This is a genomic window from Burkholderia sp. ABCPW 111 (genome assembly GCF_000773065.1).
Classification (GTDB): Bacteria; Pseudomonadota; Gammaproteobacteria; order Burkholderiales; family Burkholderiaceae; genus Burkholderia; species Burkholderia savannae.
Genome location: NZ_JPWT01000095.1, coordinates 1 through 17,375, shown reverse-complemented (window position 1 = coordinate 17,375; position 17,375 = coordinate 1). Strand labels below are relative to the sequence as shown.

Annotated in this window: 12 protein-coding genes; 6 read left to right on the top strand and 6 right to left on the bottom strand. The window is 69.6% G+C overall.

What is annotated here, in order from left to right; all coding sequences use genetic code 11:
• The first annotated feature begins 161 nt into the window (after positions 1-161).
• The 5 genes from X946_RS22020 (at position 162) to X946_RS22000 (ending at position 7,709) form a co-directional block, all read left to right on the top strand.
• The gene (locus X946_RS22020; RefSeq protein ID WP_038752021.1) at positions 162-1,334 is read left to right on the top strand and encodes a porin; all 1,173 of its coding nucleotides are present in this window, start codon (positions 162-164) and stop codon (positions 1,332-1,334) included.
• Between the two features lie 689 nt (positions 1,335-2,023).
• Positions 2,024-3,592 (top strand): thioredoxin family protein, encoded by a 1,569-nt coding sequence (locus X946_RS22015; protein ID WP_038752019.1) that lies wholly within the window; start codon positions 2,024-2,026, stop codon positions 3,590-3,592.
• A 62-nt stretch (positions 3,593-3,654) separates the two neighbouring features.
• Positions 3,655-4,428, top strand: coding sequence for a type III secretion system chaperone (locus X946_RS36380; RefSeq protein WP_235364050.1), 774 nt, complete (start codon positions 3,655-3,657; stop codon positions 4,426-4,428).
• A 303-nt stretch (positions 4,429-4,731) separates the two neighbouring features.
• Positions 4,732-4,950 (top strand): hypothetical protein, encoded by a 219-nt coding sequence (locus X946_RS34320; RefSeq protein ID WP_152611771.1) that lies wholly within the window; start codon positions 4,732-4,734, stop codon positions 4,948-4,950.
• 230 nt (positions 4,951-5,180) lie between these two features.
• Positions 5,181-7,709, top strand: coding sequence for a penicillin-binding protein 1A (locus tag X946_RS22000; protein WP_038752013.1), 2,529 nt, complete (start codon positions 5,181-5,183; stop codon positions 7,707-7,709).
• Between the two features lie 235 nt (positions 7,710-7,944).
• On the opposite strand, the gene X946_RS21995 is transcribed toward X946_RS22000, so the two are convergent.
• The 6 genes from X946_RS21995 to X946_RS21975 form a co-directional block, all read right to left on the bottom strand.
• Positions 7,945-9,291: a putative glycoside hydrolase gene (locus X946_RS21995; RefSeq protein ID WP_038752011.1), complete on the bottom strand. Its 1,347-nt coding sequence runs from the start codon at positions 9,289-9,291 to the stop codon at positions 7,945-7,947.
• Complete coding sequence (locus tag X946_RS34315; protein ID WP_152611770.1) at positions 9,288-9,731, bottom strand: hypothetical protein; 444 nt, start codon at positions 9,729-9,731, stop codon at positions 9,288-9,290. Before X946_RS34315 ends, X946_RS21995 begins: the two co-directional genes overlap by 4 nt.
• On the bottom strand, positions 9,728-10,450 hold the full coding sequence (locus tag X946_RS21990; RefSeq protein ID WP_235364049.1) for a polysaccharide deacetylase family protein: 723 nt from the start codon (positions 10,448-10,450) through the stop codon (positions 9,728-9,730). Before X946_RS21990 ends, X946_RS34315 begins: the two co-directional genes overlap by 4 nt.
• A 948-nt stretch (positions 10,451-11,398) precedes the next feature.
• Positions 11,399-12,349: a dimethyl sulfoxide reductase anchor subunit family protein gene (locus X946_RS21985; protein ID WP_038752005.1), complete on the bottom strand. Its 951-nt coding sequence runs from the start codon at positions 12,347-12,349 to the stop codon at positions 11,399-11,401.
• A gap of 60 nt (positions 12,350-12,409) precedes the next feature.
• A complete protein-coding gene (locus X946_RS21980) occupies positions 12,410-13,171 on the bottom strand; it encodes a 4Fe-4S dicluster domain-containing protein (protein WP_038752002.1) in 762 nt (253 codons plus the stop codon).
• Positions 13,172-13,184: 13 nt separating this feature from the next.
• Entirely contained in the window at positions 13,185-16,106 is a 2,922-nt protein-coding gene (locus X946_RS21975) for a molybdopterin oxidoreductase family protein (protein WP_038751999.1), read from the bottom strand.
• Positions 16,107-16,616: 510 nt separating this feature from the next.
• On the opposite strand from X946_RS21975, the gene X946_RS21970 reads away from it, so the two are divergent.
• Entirely contained in the window at positions 16,617-17,051 is a 435-nt protein-coding gene (locus X946_RS21970) for an Hsp20/alpha crystallin family protein (RefSeq protein WP_038751997.1), read from the top strand.
• Positions 17,052-17,375: the final 324 nt, after the last annotated feature.

The following is a 17,375-nucleotide window of genomic DNA, read 5'->3' as shown; positions in this document are numbered from 1 at the left end:
CGGGCGGGCGCGGCGCCGGCGACATTGTCGCGGGCGCGTGCCGAGTTCGGTGATCCGGCGCCCATCATAACCATCGCAGAATTAATTGGTTTTCGGTTCGTCGTCCTGTCCGTATCGTTCAGCGATTCCAACAACAAGTCGACTACGAGGACAACCACCACATGAAGCAAACGAAGCACCTCGCCGCGCTCGCCGTGCCGGCCGGCCTCCTGCTCTGCGCCGGCGCGCACGCGCAAAGCAGCGTCACGCTGTACGGGATCGTCGATGCGGGCATCGCATACGTGCACAACGCGCAGGGAACCGACGGCCGCAACCAGTCGTCGCTCGTGAAATTCAGCAGCGGCAACCTGTCCGGCAGCCGCTGGGGCCTGAAGGGGACCGAGGATCTGGGCGGCGGCCTCGCGGCGCTGTTCCAGCTCGAAAACGGCTTCAATCTCGGCACCGGCCAGCAGAACGGCAATCGCGAGTTCGGCCGCAAGGCGATCGTCGGCCTCGCGAGCAACACGTGGGGCACCGTCACGCTCGGCCGCCAATACGATCCGGTCGTCGATCTCGTGCAAGGGCTTACCGAGGACAATTACTTCGGCGGCGTGTTCGCGACGCCGGGCGACCTCGACAACTACGACAACAGCCTGCGCGTGAGCAACTCGGTGAAGTACACGAGCCCGGTGCTGTCGGGCTTCCAGTTCGAAGCGCTGTACGGCTTCGGCGGCGTGGCCGGCGCGACGGGCAGCGGCCGCACATACAGCTTCGCGGCGAGCTACGCGAACGGGCCGCTGTCGCTCGGCGCCGGCTATCTGTACGCGGACGGCGGCACGACCGCCGCGAACGGCGTGCGCACGTGGACGAGCAGCTCGGACACGCTGTTCAACACCGTGATCAACCAGGGCTTCGCGAGCGCGAAGTCGATTCAGATCGTGCGCGTCGGCGGCCAATACGTGCTCGGCTCGGCGACGTTCGGCCTCGCGTATTCGAACACGCACTACGGCCGCGATTCGCTGTCGACGTTCAACGAGACCGCGAAGTTCAACAGCGGCTCCGCGTTCTTCAACTATCAGTTCTCGCCGGCGCTGCGCGCGGGCGTCGGCTACAACTACACGTCGCTGACGGGGCCCGCTTCCGCGCACTATCACCAGGTGAACCTCGGCGCGGGCTACGCACTGTCGAAGCGCACCGATCTCTATGCGCTGTTCGGCTATCAGAAGGCGAGCGGCCGCACGCTCGGCGCGAACGGCTCGGTGGTCGATGCGCAGGCGTCCGTCGGTTCGTATGGCGTGAACTCGGGCACCGATTCGCAGGAGCTCGCGATCGTCGGGATTCGGCACAAGTTCTGATCCGGGCGCGCGATTCGCGATTCGCGATGCGCGACGGGCCGGGCGGGAGGTTGCGCGCGGGCGTCGTCGCGTCGCGTCGTCGATGGAATCGAGCGAATCGACGCAGGCGATGCTCGCGATGCGGCGGACGAAAGCGCGACGGAGCCGCGCAGATCGGGTGTCGGGATCGAAGGGCGGGAAGCGATCGAGAAGATCTACGTCGCCGCCGCTCCGACTGCCATTGCGGCGATCGTCGCGAATCGCGCGCGTGTCGACGATGTCGATCCATCGCGACGACGTCGGCTCCGTCCGCCGCCGCGGACGTCTCGGCTGCCCGGCTGGTCGTGAACGACGCGCTCGTGTCGACGGCCGCCGCGCCCGCGGCACGGCGGTCAAGCAAGCCGCCGCGGCACACGAGCCCGTTGCCCGATCCCATTGGCGAGTCCGTTGCGCGCCCCTTTTCCCGCCGAGCCCTCGCCGAGCCCTCGCCGAGCCCTCGCCGCGTTCTTGCCGAGCCCTCGCCGAGTTCCCGCCGAGTCTCTCGCGTCACACATCGAGGCCTCCCGCAGCGCCCGAGATTGTTTCTATACTTCATACGATTGCGCCGTGAAAGAACGGAGCGCGCGGCCGGCGCGCTCGAACGTCAACCCGATGCGGGCCGCCACCAAGATGCCGAACGACGCGGCGCCGCCCCAACCGGACTCTCATCGATGAAAACTGCGATTCGAAAGCTGACGGCGTCGCTGCTCGTCGCCGCCGCGGGCGCGTGCTTCGCCGCCGACGCGCCGCACGCGCCCGAGCATCTGCCGCCCGGCATCGCGTGGCGGCAAGGCGACGTCGACGCCGCGTTCGCCGAGGCGAAGCGCACGAACAAGCCGCTGTTCCTGTATTGGGGCGCGGTCTGGTGCCCGTCGTGCAATCAGGTGAAGTCGACGATCTTCAGCCAGCAGGCGTTCAAAGCGCGCTCGTCGTTCTTCGTGCCGGTTTATCTCGACGGCGACACCGAGAATGCGCAGAAGATCGGCGAGCGCTTCAAGGTGCGCGGCTATCCGACGATGATCCTGTTCCGGCCGGACGGCGCCGAAGTCACGCGGCTGCCGGGCGAAGTCGATCTCGACCGCTACATGCAGGCGCTGTCGATCGGGCTGAACGCCGCGCATCCGTTCAAGCAGACGCTCGCGGCCGCGCTGAAGGACGGCGCGCGCGTCACGCCCGACGACTGGCGCGTGCTCGCCGACTACTCGTGGGACACCGACGGCGATCTGCCGGTGCCGAACGAGCGCGTCGCGACGACGCTGCAAACGCTCGCCCGCCACGCGCGCGCGGGCCATGCGAGCGCCGAGGCGCTGCGGCTCGATTTGAAGGCGGTCGTGTCGGCGGCGCTCGGCGATCCGCCGCAGCGGGGCGATGTCGACAAGGCGGCGGGCGCGGCCGCCGTGCGCGACGCGCTGCGCGACCCGAAGCTTGCGCGCGCGGACTATGACGTGCTCGTCGCGGCGCCGGACGACGTCGTCAAGTATCTGGCGGGCGGCGACGCGGCGGCGCGCGCGACGCTCGCGAAGCAGTACGATGCGGCGCTCGCGCGGCTGTCGACCGATAGGTCGCTCGCCGCGATCGACCGGACGATGGCGCTGCACGGCCGCGTGCGCATCGCGCGGCTCGACGCGAAGCCGGGCGCGCCGCTGCCGTCCGCGCTCGCCGACGCGGTGCGGCGGCAGACCGCGTCGGCGCTCGCCGAATCGACGAACGTCTATGGGCGGCAGGCGGTCGTCAGCGAGGCGGCGGACACGCTGACCGACGCCGGCCAGTTCGATGCGGCCGACGCGCTGCTGAAGGCGGAGATCGCGCGTTCGCCGACGCCGTACTACTTCATGTCGGGGCTCGCGGCGAATGCGAAGGCGCGCGGCGACCGCGCGGCGGCGCTCGCTTGGTACAGGAAGGCGTATGAAGCGGCGACCGGCCCGGCGACGCGGCTGCGCTGGGGCGCGGCGTACTTCGCGAACGCGGTCGATCTCGCGCCGGACGACGCCGAGCGAATCCGCGCGATCGCAAGCGACGTGCTGACGCAGGCGAGCCAGACGCGCAACGCGTTCTACGGCGCGAACCGGCGCGCGCTGACGCGCGTCGTCACGCAGCTCGCGCATTGGCGGCAGGGCGGCGCGCACGACGCGGCGGCGCTCGCGGTCGTCAGGCAGTTCGAAGGCGTGTGCGGGAAGCTGCCGGCGGGCGATCCGCAAGTCGGGACCTGCGAGAGCTTGATCAGGAGCGCGAGGGCATGACGGCGTCGAACGACGCCTCGCGTGCAGGCGCGCGCGGGGCGCGAGAGGGGTGACGCGCTGGGTTGGCGCGCTTGAGCGGCGCGCCCGCGAGCGCGCATTGCGCGCGGACGTCGCGCATCTCCGTGGCGCATGGCCGGAAGCAACATGCGTCGTCGCTCATGCGAAATCGTTTGTCGCGCGAGCCGGCAATGCGCCCGCGCCCGCCCGGCCGCACTGAAGCCACGCGAAGCCGCTGCCCGGAAGCGGTTCGCGCGGCCGGCCCACGCACTTTCCGGGTCAAAATCGAAACAAGCGCCCGGTATTCGAAAGAGGTTCGCGCCCGACTGCCTAACATTGGCGCCGTACGAGCAACCAAGAGCCAATCGATGGAAATGACGAACGCCCCGCTGGGCGAATTCGGCGCGCGGATCGGGCTATCCGATCTGAAATTCGACGCGACCGGCGTATGCCAGCTGCGAATCGACGATCTGAAGCTCGCGCTTTACGACAACCGTGCGCTCGACTGTCTGACGCTGCTCGCCGAATTGCCGATGCCGACGGTCGACACGCTGCAACGCGAAGCGTGGACGCGCTTCGTGCTCGCCCGCCAGTTCGACGCGTTGCACGAGCACGTGCCGACCATCGGCCTGAACCCGCAAACGGATGCGCTCGTGGCGATGCGTCATTTGTCGCCCGCGAACCTGACGCTCGAACGTCTGACGGGCGCATTCGCCGGGCTCGTCGAATGGCTGGCGGCCTGGAGCCGCGAGTCTTGCGCGATCGAGCAACAGGCGTTTTCCGCGTCGCACGATGCGCTTCGCTCGACCCGCGAATACGATGCGCTCGCCCATGCTTGAGCTTGATTCGGTCCCGTTCGTTTCCACGCAATCCGGCGTCGGCCCGGCCGCGGCGGCCGAGCGCAACGCCGGGCGTCTCGACGTCGCCGGAGCGCCGCGCACGATCGCTTCGGCGGCGCATCGTTTCGCTTCGATTTCGACGATCCGCATTTGCGCGATACCGCGTGGCTCAGCCTCGTCGAAATGTGTTTCGCGCGCACGCCGAAGCTCGATCGGCACATCGAAGGCCCGAGCCGGGACGAATGCGCGCGCTTGTCCGGGCGCACGCCGCAGCCGCTCCGGACGGCATTCGCCGGCGAGGTCATGAAGGCGGGCACTGCGCTGTCCGTCGTGCGCGACGGGCGCGCGAACCTGCCGCCGGGCGCGCGTGCGCGCGTGCTCGGCGGCGTCGACGACGTGCCTGTCAGCAAGCTCGTCAACAAGCTCGCCGACGCCCTGCATCGCCCGGAGATCGGGGCGGCGCGCCGCGTCTTCTCGAACCGGTACATGGAAGTCGCGGTCAAGAAGGACGACAAGTTTTGACGCCGATGCGGCGGCGCGGATGACGGCCGCCGCCGTCGCCGCGGTGCGCGCCCGTTGCCCGGAACGACGGGCGTGAACCGCGGCGTCGCGGGCGGGGCCGCAGTTGCGACGCGTCGGCGTCAACGGCGGCATCGGCGGCAGCATCGCGATGCCGCTCCGGCCCCGCCATCCTTCGGGCGCGTCGCCGCGTTTGGTACGATGCACGCTTTCCCACCCATTCGCATCACCGCGTGAATCGCCGAATCGTGTCGTCCGTCCTCGACCGTTGCGCGGCCTGGCTCGCCGCCGCAAAGCCGCACGCCGCCAACGTCCTGCGCCGCTTGCGTCATCCGACGCGACGCGGCGTCCTGCTCGCGCTCGCCGCCGTCCCCGCGCTGTTCGTGATCTACGTGTTCGCGCTGATCCCGTTCACGCCGGGCATCGGCGACATCCGCAAGGCGCGCGTCGACGCGCCCGCGCAGATCCTGTCCGCCGACGGCAAGCTGCTCGCCGAGTTCAAGCCGTCGAACCGCGAATGGGTGCCGCTCGCGGGCATCTCGCCGAAGATGGTCGATGCGCTGATCTCGACCGAGGACCACCGCTTCTACGAGCACCACGGCCTCGACTGGCGCCGCACCGCGGGCGCCGCGCTGCGCACGTTCTCGGGCGAGCGGCAGGGCGGCTCGACGATCACGCAGCAGCTCGCGCGCAATCTGTATCCGGACGAGATCGGCCGCGCGCCGACGCTCACGCGCAAGCTGAAAGAGGCGATCACCGCGCTGAAGATCGAGGCGGTCTACAGCAAGCCGCAGATTCTCGAGACGTATCTGAACACGGTGCCGTTCCTGTACAACGCGTACGGCGTCGAGATGGCGGCGCGCACGTACTTCGACAAATCGGCCGATCAGCTCGACGCGCTCGACGCCGCGACGCTCGTCGGCATGCTGAAGGGCAACAGCTATTACAACCCGGTGCTGAACCCCGAGCGCGCGCTCGCGCGGCGCAACACGGTGCTTGCGCAGATGGTGAAGTACGGGAAGTTGTCGCCCGCCGCGTATGCGTCGCTGCAGAAGAAGCCGCTGCGGATCGACTTCGAGCGGCAGAAGGAGCCGCCCGGCCCCGCGCCGCATTTCGCGCAGCAACTGCGCAAGTGGCTGATCGCGTGGGCCGACCGCAACGACTACAACATCTACTCGGACGGCCTCGTCGTGCGCACGACGATCGATTCGCGGCTGCAGACGTACGCGACGCAGGCACTCGCGCGGCAGACGAATCAGCTTCAGGGCGTCGCGAACGGGATGTGGAACGCGGGCAGCGGCTGCGCGCCGGGCAATCCGCTATTCCGCGCGTTCGTGCGCGAGACGCCGCAGTTCCGCGCGGCGCTCGACGGCGGCGCGACCGAGGGCGCGGCGCTCAAGCGCCTGCTCGCCGATCGCGGCTTCGCGCGCGCGCTCTGCAAGACGAAGGCCGACGTGCAGGCGGGCTTTCTCGCGATCGATCCGCGCAACGGGCAAATCAGGGCGTGGGTCGGCAGCCGCGACTTCACGACCGAGCCGTTCGATCACGTGCAGCAGGCGCGCCGGCAACCGGGCTCGACGTTCAAGCCGTTCGTCTACGGCGCGGCGTTCGCGGCGGGCGCGACGCCCGACGACACGTTCGTCGATCAGCCGGTCGAGATTGCGCTGAAGGGCGGCGAGATCTGGCGGCCCGACGACGACGCGCCGCCGACCGGCAAGCCGATGACGCTGCGCGACGCGATCGCGTATTCGCGCAACCGGATCACCGCGCAGCTGATGATGAAAGTCGGCCCGCAAAAGGTCGCGCGGCTCGCGCGCGCGATGGGCGTGCGCGACAGCGAGCTCGACGCGGTGCCGGCGCTCGCGCTCGGCACGAGCCCCGTCACGCTCAAGGAGATGGTGTCCGCGTACGCGACGATCGCGAACGTCGGCGAATACGTCGAGCCGCGGATGGTCACGCGCATCGAGGATCGCAACGGCGAGGTGCTCGCCGAATTCGCGAGCGCGTCGCCCGAGCGCGCGCTCGACGCGTCGGCGGCGCGCACGCTGATCAACGTGATGCGCGGCGTCGTCGAGCGCGGCACCGGCGCGGCGATCCGCTCGCGCTACGGCATTCGCGCGGACGTCGCCGGCAAGACCGGCACGACGCAGGGCGACACCGACGGCTGGTTCATCCTGATGCAGCCGGAGCTCGTGGCGGGCGCGTGGGTCGGCTTCGACGACGGCCGCGTGACGCTCGGCAGCGACTGGGGGCAAGGGGCGAGGAGCGCGCTGCCGATCGTCGGCGACTTCTATCAGCGGGCGATTCGCGCGCGGATCGTCGATACGCGCGAGCGCTTCGCGACCGAGGCGCCGCCGGGCGCGTTCGACACGTTCCGCGACAAGCTCGGCGACTGGTATCGCTATCTGTTCGGGAAGCCCGAGCCGCAGAAGGCCGCGCCGCCGCCGAAGGCGCCGCGTGCGCCGGTGGAGGAGGTGATGCCGGCGTCCGAGGTCGAAGCGGCTTCCGAGGCAGCCGCGGCGGCGCGCGCCGCGTCCGAAGCGTCAGCCTCGGCCGCGTCGGCCGTGAGCGTTGAGCCGTTCGCGCCGGGCGGCGCATCCGCGCCTCAGATGCCGCCGCTGCTGCAGCCCACGCCGCCTTCGTCCGTGCAGCCGCCGCCCGCCGCGCAGCCGGACAACGGCTTGCCGAACGACAGCGCGCCGATGTCGCCGACGCCGACGCCCGACGCGCCGGCGGCGAGCGGAACGGGCGCAGGCAACTAGCGGCGCTGCGCGAAGGAGGGGCGGCGTCGCGACGCGCCCGCGCATGCCGGCGGCGTGCGCGTCGCCGGATCGGCCCGCGCCGGCTGGCGCGCAAGCAGGCGGTGCGCGGCGGCGCGGGACATCGGCGCGGCGGCGCGTGCCGCCGTCGAGCACACGCAAACACTGCGGCCTCGAGACGAGTTCGAGAGCGGCCGTGTCGATCCGCTCCGCGCGGCCACGCCGTGCCGCCGCGCGCTCATTTCGGCAACTGTTGCGGATCGTAGCGATTGCGCGCGTTCCACAGCATCCAGCCGTCGGTGTCGGCGGCCTCGGCGGCGTCGACCTGCGCGCGGATCTCCTCCGCCGCGAAATCGCGGCGGTCGAACGCATAGTCGCGAAACGCCTGCAGCCATGGCCGGAACCGCACGCCCGGCAGCCCGGTCCGCGAGCGCGCCTCGGCGAGCGAGCGGCGCACGATCTGCCCCGGATCGGCAGTCGGCTGCGTGCAGCCCGGCAATCCCCACGTGAAGCCGGACGGGTAGAGCATCGGCGAAATGTAGTCGAGCGGCCCGCCGAGCATTTCGATCTGCTGACCGATCGCGGTGTCGTCCTCGTTCCAGCAGACGTAGCCGAAGATATCGGCGGCGACGAACACGTTGTACGGCGCGAGCCGGCCGCGCGCCGCCTGCAGGAAGCCCGTGATCGCCGCGGTGCGGTTCGCGCGCGTGTTCGGCACGCTGAAGCGCAGCCCGCGCGCGTCCGGAAAGCGCACGTAGTCGAACTGGATTTCGTCGAAGCCGAGCTTCGCCGCTTCCTCGGCGACGTCGAGGTTGTGCGTCCACGCCTCGCGCAGCGTCGGATCGATCCAGCGCAGCTTCTCGCGATCGTGCCACACGTCGCCGTCCGCATCGCGCACCGTCCAGTCCGGATGCGCGGCGGCGAGCGGATCGTCCTTGAACACGACGATCCGCGCGATCAGATAGAACCCGCGCCGATGCAGATCGCCGACGAGCGCGGCGAAGTCGCGCACCACGGGCGCGTTCGGCGTTTGCGCGGCCGCGCCCGACGCGCGCCGCGCCGCGCTCGGATACGGCGCGATGCCGCGATCGCCCTTCATGTCGATGACGAGCGCGTTGATCGCGGTGTCGCCCTTGAGTTTCGTCGCGGCGTCGCGCAGCGTCTTGCTCGTGATCCCGAATACGGACAGATAGACAGCCTTCGGCCGGAACGGCGCGAGCGCGACGGTGACGGGTTTGCCGGTTTCGACGGCCGCGCGCGTCGCGAGATAGCCGGGCGCGCGCACGGCGATGTCGGCGGCGGCCGCGCCGCTCGAGAACGCGCCGTGGTCGTCCGCGCGCATCGGGCGGCCGCCGATCGTCACGACCGCGGCCGCGATCGGCTTGCCGGTTCGCGCGTCGACGACGGTGCCGCGGACGGCGGGCGCGGGCGTTGGAGTTGGCGTCGGCGTCGGCGATGCGGCCGCCGGTGCGCCGGATGATGCGTCGGCGGCGAGCGCATCGCCGGCCGGCGGCACGGCTGCCAATGCGACGGCGAGCGCGCACGCACGGGCGCTCGTACGCAACCATTGTGCGATTGTGTTCATGTTCGGTCCTCTGCATGCGTCGCGACGAACGCGTCGGTAGGCGCGGCAGCGGCAATGGCGAGCGCGCGTGTGCACGGGCTCGTTCGCAGCCGTCGGGCGAGCCCGTTCATGGTCGATCTCCCGCGTGCGTCACGGCGATCGCATCGATGAGTGCGGGCGGCGATGGCGAATGTGCGCGCACATGCGCAGGTTTTCAGCCATTGCGAACACGCGTTCATCGCCGGCCCGCCCGCATGCGTCGCGGCGAGCGCGCCGGCGGATGCGGCGGCCGTGACGGCGAGCGCGTCCGCAGCGGCGTTGGTCCGTGATCCATGATCGAACTCGGGCATGAGCGGTGCTTCGAGTGAATATCGGCGCTCGCCGTGGCGGTTACGGCGGAGGTGGTTGCCGTGAGCGTGCGAGTGATCGCGCACCCGTGGCCGGGAGTCGATTTCGTTCACTGCGGAACCTCCGCGTGCATGTCGGCATGAGTATCGGCGTGAGACGCGGCGTGAGACGCGGTGTGAGAAGCGGCATGCGCATCGTCGCGCTCGCCGAGCAGCCGCGCGAGCGCGGCCGGCGTGCAACTTTCGACGATCAGGAAGCGCGGCAGCGCGAGCGGCACGTCGCCGCGCCGGGCCTTGCGCGCGTCGAGCGTGAAGCCCGCGACGTAGCCCGCCTGAGCGGCGAGCGCCGTGAGTTCGTCGTCGTAGAGGCCGAACGGCCATGCGAGCAGATCGATCCGGCCGCCGACTTCGCGCTCGAGCAACGCGCGCGAATGCGCGAACTGCGTCGCGGCGAAGCGGCGGAACGCGTCCGGCGCGAGACGCCGCCGCTCGGTGCGGAAGTTCGGATGCCACCACGTGTGCGACTGGATGTCGAAGCGGCCGGTGTCGCGCAATGCGCGCAGCTCGTCCCACGTCATTGCGTACGATGCGTTCGAGATCGCGGACGGATAGATGAACAACGTGACGGGCAGCCGCTCGCGCAGCACGATCGGCCGCAATAGTTCGTACACCGAGCGATGGCCGTCGTCGACGGTGATCGCGACCGCCTTGTCCGGCAGCGACGCGGACGGCGACGCCGCCCATGCGACGACCTCGCGCAGCGGCACGACGGTGTAGCCATGCGAGCGGAGGAATGCGAGCTGCGCTTCGAATGTGCTGACTCGGATGGTCATCGAGTCGGGCGGCGCCGATATCGAGAAACGGTGATAGACGAGAATCGCGGGGCGCGACGCACCGTCGGCGGGCGGTGCGGCGGCATCGGCGTTTGCCCCAGCGAACGCCGGCGATGCGACGCTCGCCGCCGATGCGAGACACCAGGCCGCCGCCGCGAGCCGGAATCGGGTGAAGCGGGAGCCTGAGTGTCGCAATGGCGTTCCTTCGGTTGTTCGAAACTTGTTCGGGCGGACCGATCGCGATTGCGCCGGGGCGTCGCGAGTGGCGGCGAGCATGCGTGCGCACGCTTCGTCGCCGTGCGCTCCGCCTCGATCGGTGGGTGCTTTCGCCATGCGGCCGCGCTCACCGAGCCCGCCGCGCACGCATGCCCGATGCGTCATGCGGCACGATGATTCGCCGTCGGCGAGCCACGGCAGCGCGACGAGGCCGATTCCCCCCGCTCTTGCGGGCGGCCCGGGGGCGACCGTCACGGCAGCGCGCCGAGCGGAGCCGGTGGACGCCACCGGTTCCCGTAAAGGCTCACGTCAGCTCCCGTAAAGACTCACCGCTGCGGCGCCGAACGCCGTTGCGGCGGCCACGTGAGCGGCCGGCGCGCGTGGCCGGGCGGATCGCATCGAATCGAACCGGTTACGCCATGTCGAACATGCTGCTATGGTTTGAGGGGCGGCGATTGATCGTGGTCAATAACGCCGGCCTTGGCGCCGCGAATTCGACGGACGCGGATCGCGCGGACGGCGGCGCGAGCGAAGAGGGAAGACGAACGATACCGGGGCGCGACGCGAAAGACATCGGCAGGCGGCGTCGGCGAGGCGGCGAGGCGGCGGGGCGCTGCGGGGCGGCGCATGCGTCGCGTCAGGCGGCGAGCGCCTCGGCCGAGCGCAACGTCCGCATGCCGGACGCGCGCATCGAGCGCAACCTCGATGCGCTCGATACGCACGCGCCGTTCGTCACGCGGCGCTCTGGTAATAGACGTTTTGCGGATGCCGCGCTTCGGCGAAGAAAAACCAGCGTTCCGCGACGAGCCCCGCATACTGGATCGCGAACGCGCCGCACGCAAGCGCGAACGACGCGACGGCCGGCGCGGCCGCGCCGCCGATCGCGAGCAGCAGGAACGGCAACGCGAACGCGCAGATCAGGAACGTCCACTTCACGCGTTGCAGCGTGCGCGGCGTTTTCCCGTGAAAGAACTCGCGCAGGTTGAACGCGCCGGCCGTGAAGCCGCGCGATCGCTGGACGACCTGCCGCGCGCGAATGCCGGTCGCGCTCTGCACGGTCGAGCGCGGCCGCAGCCGTGCGTTGCGCGCGAGCGACGCGACGCGCGTCGCGCCGCCCGCGAGGGTCAGCGCGCATGCGCACGCGGCGAGCGCGGGCACGAGCGGCGGAACGAACCACGCGGCGCCGGCGGTCGCGAGCGTGAAGCCGGACGCGCAACCGAGCAGCACGAAATTGGTCATCGTGAGCGGCGTCGCCCATTCCTGCAGAAAGCGCAGACAGATGTAGATCATGCCGGTGCAGACGAACAGCGCGCCGCCCGCGATCGTCGCGAGCAGGCCGAGCGCGAGCGTGTACGGCAGCGCGAGCAGATGCGCGCCGCCGTAGGCGGTCGTGCACGCGAGAAACACCGGCAGCGCGATGCATTCGCGCGCGAGCCACGACGTGCGCCACATCGCGATCGCGCGCCACGCGCGCTCCGGATGCCCGAGATGGAAGAACGACGCGAACAGGCCGAGCGAGCCGAGCAGCACCGACAGCGCCGCGCTCGCGACGAAGAACGCCTGCGGCGGCGCTGCGAACAGCCCGAGCCGCGCCGCGAGCTCGACGCCGAACAGCGCGATCATGAGCCCCTGGCTCGCGCCGCACAGCGTCGTCAGGAAGATGACCGAGAAAGCGGGTTTCATGCGTGGTGCTCCGGATTCGTTATCAAAGGCGATGGCCGGTGACGCGCGCGTCCGGCGCGTTCAGGCGCGCTTCGCGAGCGCGGCGAGATTCACCGGTGCGTACGCGAAGTCGTCGTCGGCGGAAGCGGGCGCGGGCGCAGGCGCAGGCGAGACCGCCGCGTCCGCCGATCCGCACGCGCATGCGTTGCCGCCGCCGCCGCAGGCGGTCGTCGTGCGGCGCGGCAGATAGTGATTCGCGGGCCGCGTGCCCCATTCCGGCATCAGCTGATAGCCGCCGCGCTCGCGAATCGCTTGCGATACGGCCGAATCGGGATCGTGAATGTCGCCGAACAGGCGCGCCGACGTCGGACATGCGAGCACGCAGGCGGGCTGGCGGTCGCGCTCGGGCAGCGCGTCGTCATGGATGCGGTCCGCGCAGAGCGTGCACTTCGTCATTTCCTTGCGCGCCTCGTCGAGCTCCCGCGCGCCGTACGGGCACGCCCACGCGCAATACTTGCAGCCGATGCACTTGTCGTAATCGACGAGCACGAGCCCGTCTTCCTTGCGCTTGTAGCTCGCGCCCGTCGGGCACACGGGCACGCACGGGGGGTCTTCGCAATGCAGGCACGACTTCGGAAAGTGGATCGTGTCGGCGAGCGGAAACTCGCCCGCCTCGAACGTCTGCACGCGGTTGAAGAACGTGCCGGACGGATCGGCGTCGTACGGCCGCACGTCCGACAGCGCGCCCGCCGCGCCCGACGTGTTCCATTCCTTGCAGCTCGTCACGCAGGCATGGCATCCCACGCACACGTTCAGATCGATCACGAGCGCCATTTGCGTCATCGCATGCTCCTCGTCAACGGCGTTTCGCCGGGTTGCGCAGCCGGGCGGCGAATTCGCCGCGGCCCGCGAAATAGCCCTGCACGATGCGTCGCACCGCGCCCGTCACGCCCGGCAGCGCCGGCATCGGCGCGAATTGCGGCAGCGTGTGGTCGGCGTGCGCTTCGGCCGGGTAGATGCGCACGCGCACGTCGTACCACGCGGCCTGGCCGGTGATCGGATCGGAGTTCGAGATGCGCGGCGCACGCGCGGCGTCGCCGGGCAGCTCGTCGGTGATCACGTGGTTCAGCAGGAAGCCGCGCTGCGATTCGTTCGCGTGCGGGCCGAGATTCCACGCGCCCGCCGCCTTGCCGATCGCGTTCCAGGTCCACACGGTGCCCGGCTCGACAACCTCGCTGTAGCGTGCGCGGCAACGCACCTTGCCCCATTGCGATTCGACGTAGATCCAGCCGCCGTCGTCGATGCCCGCTTCGCGCGCGGCCTTCGGGTTCACGAACAGATAGTTCTCCCCATGAATCTGGCGAAGCCACGCGTTCTGCGAATCCCACGAGTGATACATCGCCATCGGCCGCTGCGTGACGGCGGCGAGCGGGTAGCGTTGCAGATCGGTCGCGCCGAGCTCGAGCGGCTCGTACCAGAACGGCAGCGGATCGAAATAGCGCGCGATGCGCGCGCGCAAATGGTCGGGCGGCTGCCGGCCGCTCGTCCTGCCCTGGGCGGCGAGGCGGAATGTCTGCATCACGTCCGAATAGAGGTGGATCACGATCGGCTCGTCGAACTTGCGAAAGCCCTTCTCGACCGCCCATTTCAGATACGGGCCGTTGCAGCCGCGCATGTACTGCAGCGTATCCGGCAGCGTGTGGTGGAACACGCAGCCGTGCTTCGCGTATTCGTCCCATTGGCGCGGATTCGGCGCGCCGACGAGCGCGTCGCCGCCGTTCTCGCCGCGCCAGCCCATCAGGAAGCCGACGCCGGAATTGGGCGCGGTCTGATAGTCGACGACGAAGTGCGGATAGTCGCGGAACTTGCGCGTGCCGTCCGGATTCGTGAACGCCGGCAGCTTCAGCCGGCTCGCGAGTTCGATCAGCACGTCCTGAAACGGCTTGCATTCGCCTGTTGGCGGCACCACCGGGACGCGCACCGAGTCCGCCGGGCCGTCGAATTCGGAGATCGGGCGGTCGAGCATCGACATCGCGTCGTGACGCTCGAGGTACGTCGTGTCGGGCAGGATCAGATCGGCGAACGCGGTCATTTCGGACTGGAACGCGTCGCACACGACGATGAACGGGATCTTGTATTCGCCGTTCTCGTGCTTGTCCGCGAGCATCTTGCGGACCTCGACCGTGTTCATCGACGAATTCCACGCCATGTTCGCCATGAAGATCATCAGCGTGTCGATCGGATAGGGATCGCCGCGCCACGCGTTCGTGATCACGCAGTGCATCAGGCCGTGCACGGCGAGCGGGTATTCCCACGAGAACGCCTTGTCGATCCGCACCGGGCCGCCGTGCTCGTCGACGAACAGATCCTCGGGCGCGGCCGGCCAGCCGAGCGGGCCCGCCGCGAGCGGCGTGTTCGGGCGCACCGCGTCCGGGCCGTTCGGCGGCTTCGCCGAAGGCGGCACCGCGCGCGGATAAGGCGATTTGTGCCGGAAGCCGCCCGGCCGGTCGATCGTGCCGAGCAGCGACATCAGCACCGCGAGCGCGCGGATCGACTGGAAGCCGTTCGAATGGGCGGCGAGGCCGCGCATCGCATGGAATGCGATCGGGTTGCCGGTGACGGTGTCGTGCGTCTCGCCCCATGCGTCGGTCCAGCGGATCGGCAGCGTGATCCGGTGATCGCGCGCGACGTCCGCCATTTCGTGCGCGAGCCGGCGGATCGTCGCGGCCGGGATGCCCGTGATCCGCTCCGCCCATTCCGGCGTGCATTCGGCGGCGCGCTCGCGCAGCAGCGCGAACGACGGCGCGACGGGCGTGCCGTCGTCGAGCGCGTAGCGGCCCTCGAGCGCGGGCGTCGCGCCGCGCGTGTGATGCGGCACGGGCCGGCCGCTGCCGAGATCCCACCACAGGTGGTTTTGCGGAAACAGCGGATTGCGCTCGGGCGTCGCCGCGTCGCGCACGAACAGGCCGAACGTGTCGGCGTCGGCGCGCATGTCGAGCAGTTCGGCCGCGTTCGTGTAGCGCGTGACGAAGTCGCGATCGTAGCGCTGCGTCTCGATCAGCTCGCGGATCAGCGCCATGAACAGCGCGCCGTCGGTGCCGGGGCGGATCGGCACCCATTCGTCGGCGATCGCCGCGTAGCCGGTGCGGATCGGATTGATCGCGACGAACCGGCCGCCCGCGCGCTTGAACTTCGAGATCGCGATTTTCAGCGGATTGGAATGATGGTCCTCGGCGGTGCCGATCATGAAAAACAGCTTCGCGCGATCGAGATCGGGGCCGCCGAATTCCCAGAACGAGCCGCCGACCGTATAAATCATTCCGGCCGCCATGTTCGCCGAGCAGAAGCCGCCGTGGGCCGCGTAATTCGGCGTGCCGTACTGTTTCGCGAAGAGGCCCGTCAGCGCCTGCATCTGGTCGCGGCCGGTGAAGAGCGCGAAACGCTTCGGATCGGTCGCGCGCAGGTGCGCGAGACGTTTTTCGAGCACGCCGAACGCGCGCTCCCACGACACCGGCTCGAACTGCGCGCTGCCGCGCTCGGCGTGCGCCGTGCGCATCAGCGGCTGCGTGAGCCGCGCGGGCGAGTACTGCTTCATGATCCCCGATGCGCCCTTCGCGCAGATCACGCCCTGATTGAGCGGGTGATCAGGGTTGCCGTCGATGTAGCGGACTTCGCCGTCGCGCAGATGCACGCGGATTCCGCAGCGGCACGCGCACATGTAGCAGGTCGTCGTCTTGACTTCGAGTTTCTCGTTGCCGGATCGCACACGATCGTTCATGTTCGCTCTTTGTCGTGGGGCCTGTCGAAGCGAGCGCGACCGTGGTCGACTCGCGCTTTGCATGCTACGTGCGACGTTCTCGTATGAAAAATCGCGATTTCGAACGGAAGTCATCAGCGGGGCCGATAGATCGCCGATGCAGGCGGAGCGTGCGCACACACAAGCCTCATACGCGGTGCGGTGCGGCGCGGCCGGGCACGTCGCGCGAGCGAGCGGCGGATGCTCGCCGTCCGGTCGCCGCCGAGCCGGCGCGGCGCGCGGACGGAACGAAACGAACCGAAACGAACCGGGCGCGCCGACGCGAGACATCGATGCCGCTGCGGCCCGTTCGGACACCCATGAGCGCTGATTGACTCATGTCAATGCCGGCCGGGCCTGCGGCGCTACGCTGAAATCGGCCGGTATCGATCCGGCCTGCATCAACGAATCGAGAGGCGTTCGGCGAGCGCCGGACGCCGTGTGCGGCGTCGGCCGCGCATCGTGCGCGGCTGCGAATTCCTGGAGAGAGCAATGAGCAATTTGACGCGTTACGACCCGTTTTCGCTGGAGCCCGTGTCCGACCTGTTCCAGGGTCTGTTCCGTCCGCTGCGCAGCATGGTCGACGTCGAAGAAGAGAAGCTCGCGTCGATGAAGATCGACGTGACCGAGAACGATCAGTCCTACATCGTCAAGGCCGAGCTGCCCGGCGTCGACAAGAACGACATCAACGTGCAGATCGAAGGCAACACTGTGTCGATCAACGCGAAGGTCGAGCGCAACAAGGAGCTGAAGGAAGGCGAGCGCGTGATCCGGCGCGAGCGTTATTCGGGCGAGTTCGGCCGGACCTTCTCGCTTGCGAACGAAATCGACCGCGACGCGGCGGTCGCGCAGTATCAGGACGGCGTGCTGTCGCTGACGCTGCCGAAGAAGGCGACGGCGGAGAAAAAGAAGCTGGCGATCAGCTGAGCATGTGCGCGCCGCGGCTGACGCGGCGTTGCGCGATGCGGGCCGGCGCGCGTTCGGCGGCGCGTCGGCCGCGCTTGTGCCGCTTGTGCCTTTTGGCCTGACGCGGCCCGCGCGCGGCTGCCGTCGCGCAATTGATCTGCGATGCATGTGTCGCGCACGGCGAAGCGCGCGCTGAATGCGGCGCGTGCTCCATGCTACGGCGCGAGGCGCGCGGCGCGTGCCGAGCGCCGCCGGTCATCCGTTGCCGGTCATCCGTTGCCGGTCATCCGTTGCCGGTCATCCGTTGCCGGTCATCCGTTGCCGGTCATCCGTTGCCGGTCATCC

Coding starts and splice junctions, on each gene's coding strand:
- X946_RS21970 (WP_038751997.1), top strand. CDS start 16,617: ATGAGCAATTTGACGCGTTACGACCCGTTTTCGCTGGAGCCCGTGTCC.
- X946_RS21985 (WP_038752005.1), bottom strand. CDS start 12,349: ATGAAACCCGCTTTCTCGGTCATCTTCCTGACGACGCTGTGCGGCGCG.
- X946_RS21990 (WP_235364049.1), bottom strand. CDS start 10,450: ATGACCATCCGAGTCAGCACATTCGAAGCGCAGCTCGCATTCCTCCGC.
- X946_RS21980 (WP_038752002.1), bottom strand. CDS start 13,171: ATGACGCAAATGGCGCTCGTGATCGATCTGAACGTGTGCGTGGGATGC.
- X946_RS34320 (WP_152611771.1), top strand. CDS start 4,732: ATGAAGGCGGGCACTGCGCTGTCCGTCGTGCGCGACGGGCGCGCGAAC.
- X946_RS21975 (WP_038751999.1), bottom strand. CDS start 16,106: ATGAACGATCGTGTGCGATCCGGCAACGAGAAACTCGAAGTCAAGACG.
- X946_RS22015 (WP_038752019.1), top strand. CDS start 2,024: ATGAAAACTGCGATTCGAAAGCTGACGGCGTCGCTGCTCGTCGCCGCC.
- X946_RS22020 (WP_038752021.1), top strand. CDS start 162: ATGAAGCAAACGAAGCACCTCGCCGCGCTCGCCGTGCCGGCCGGCCTC.
- X946_RS21995 (WP_038752011.1), bottom strand. CDS start 9,291: ATGAACACAATCGCACAATGGTTGCGTACGAGCGCCCGTGCGTGCGCG.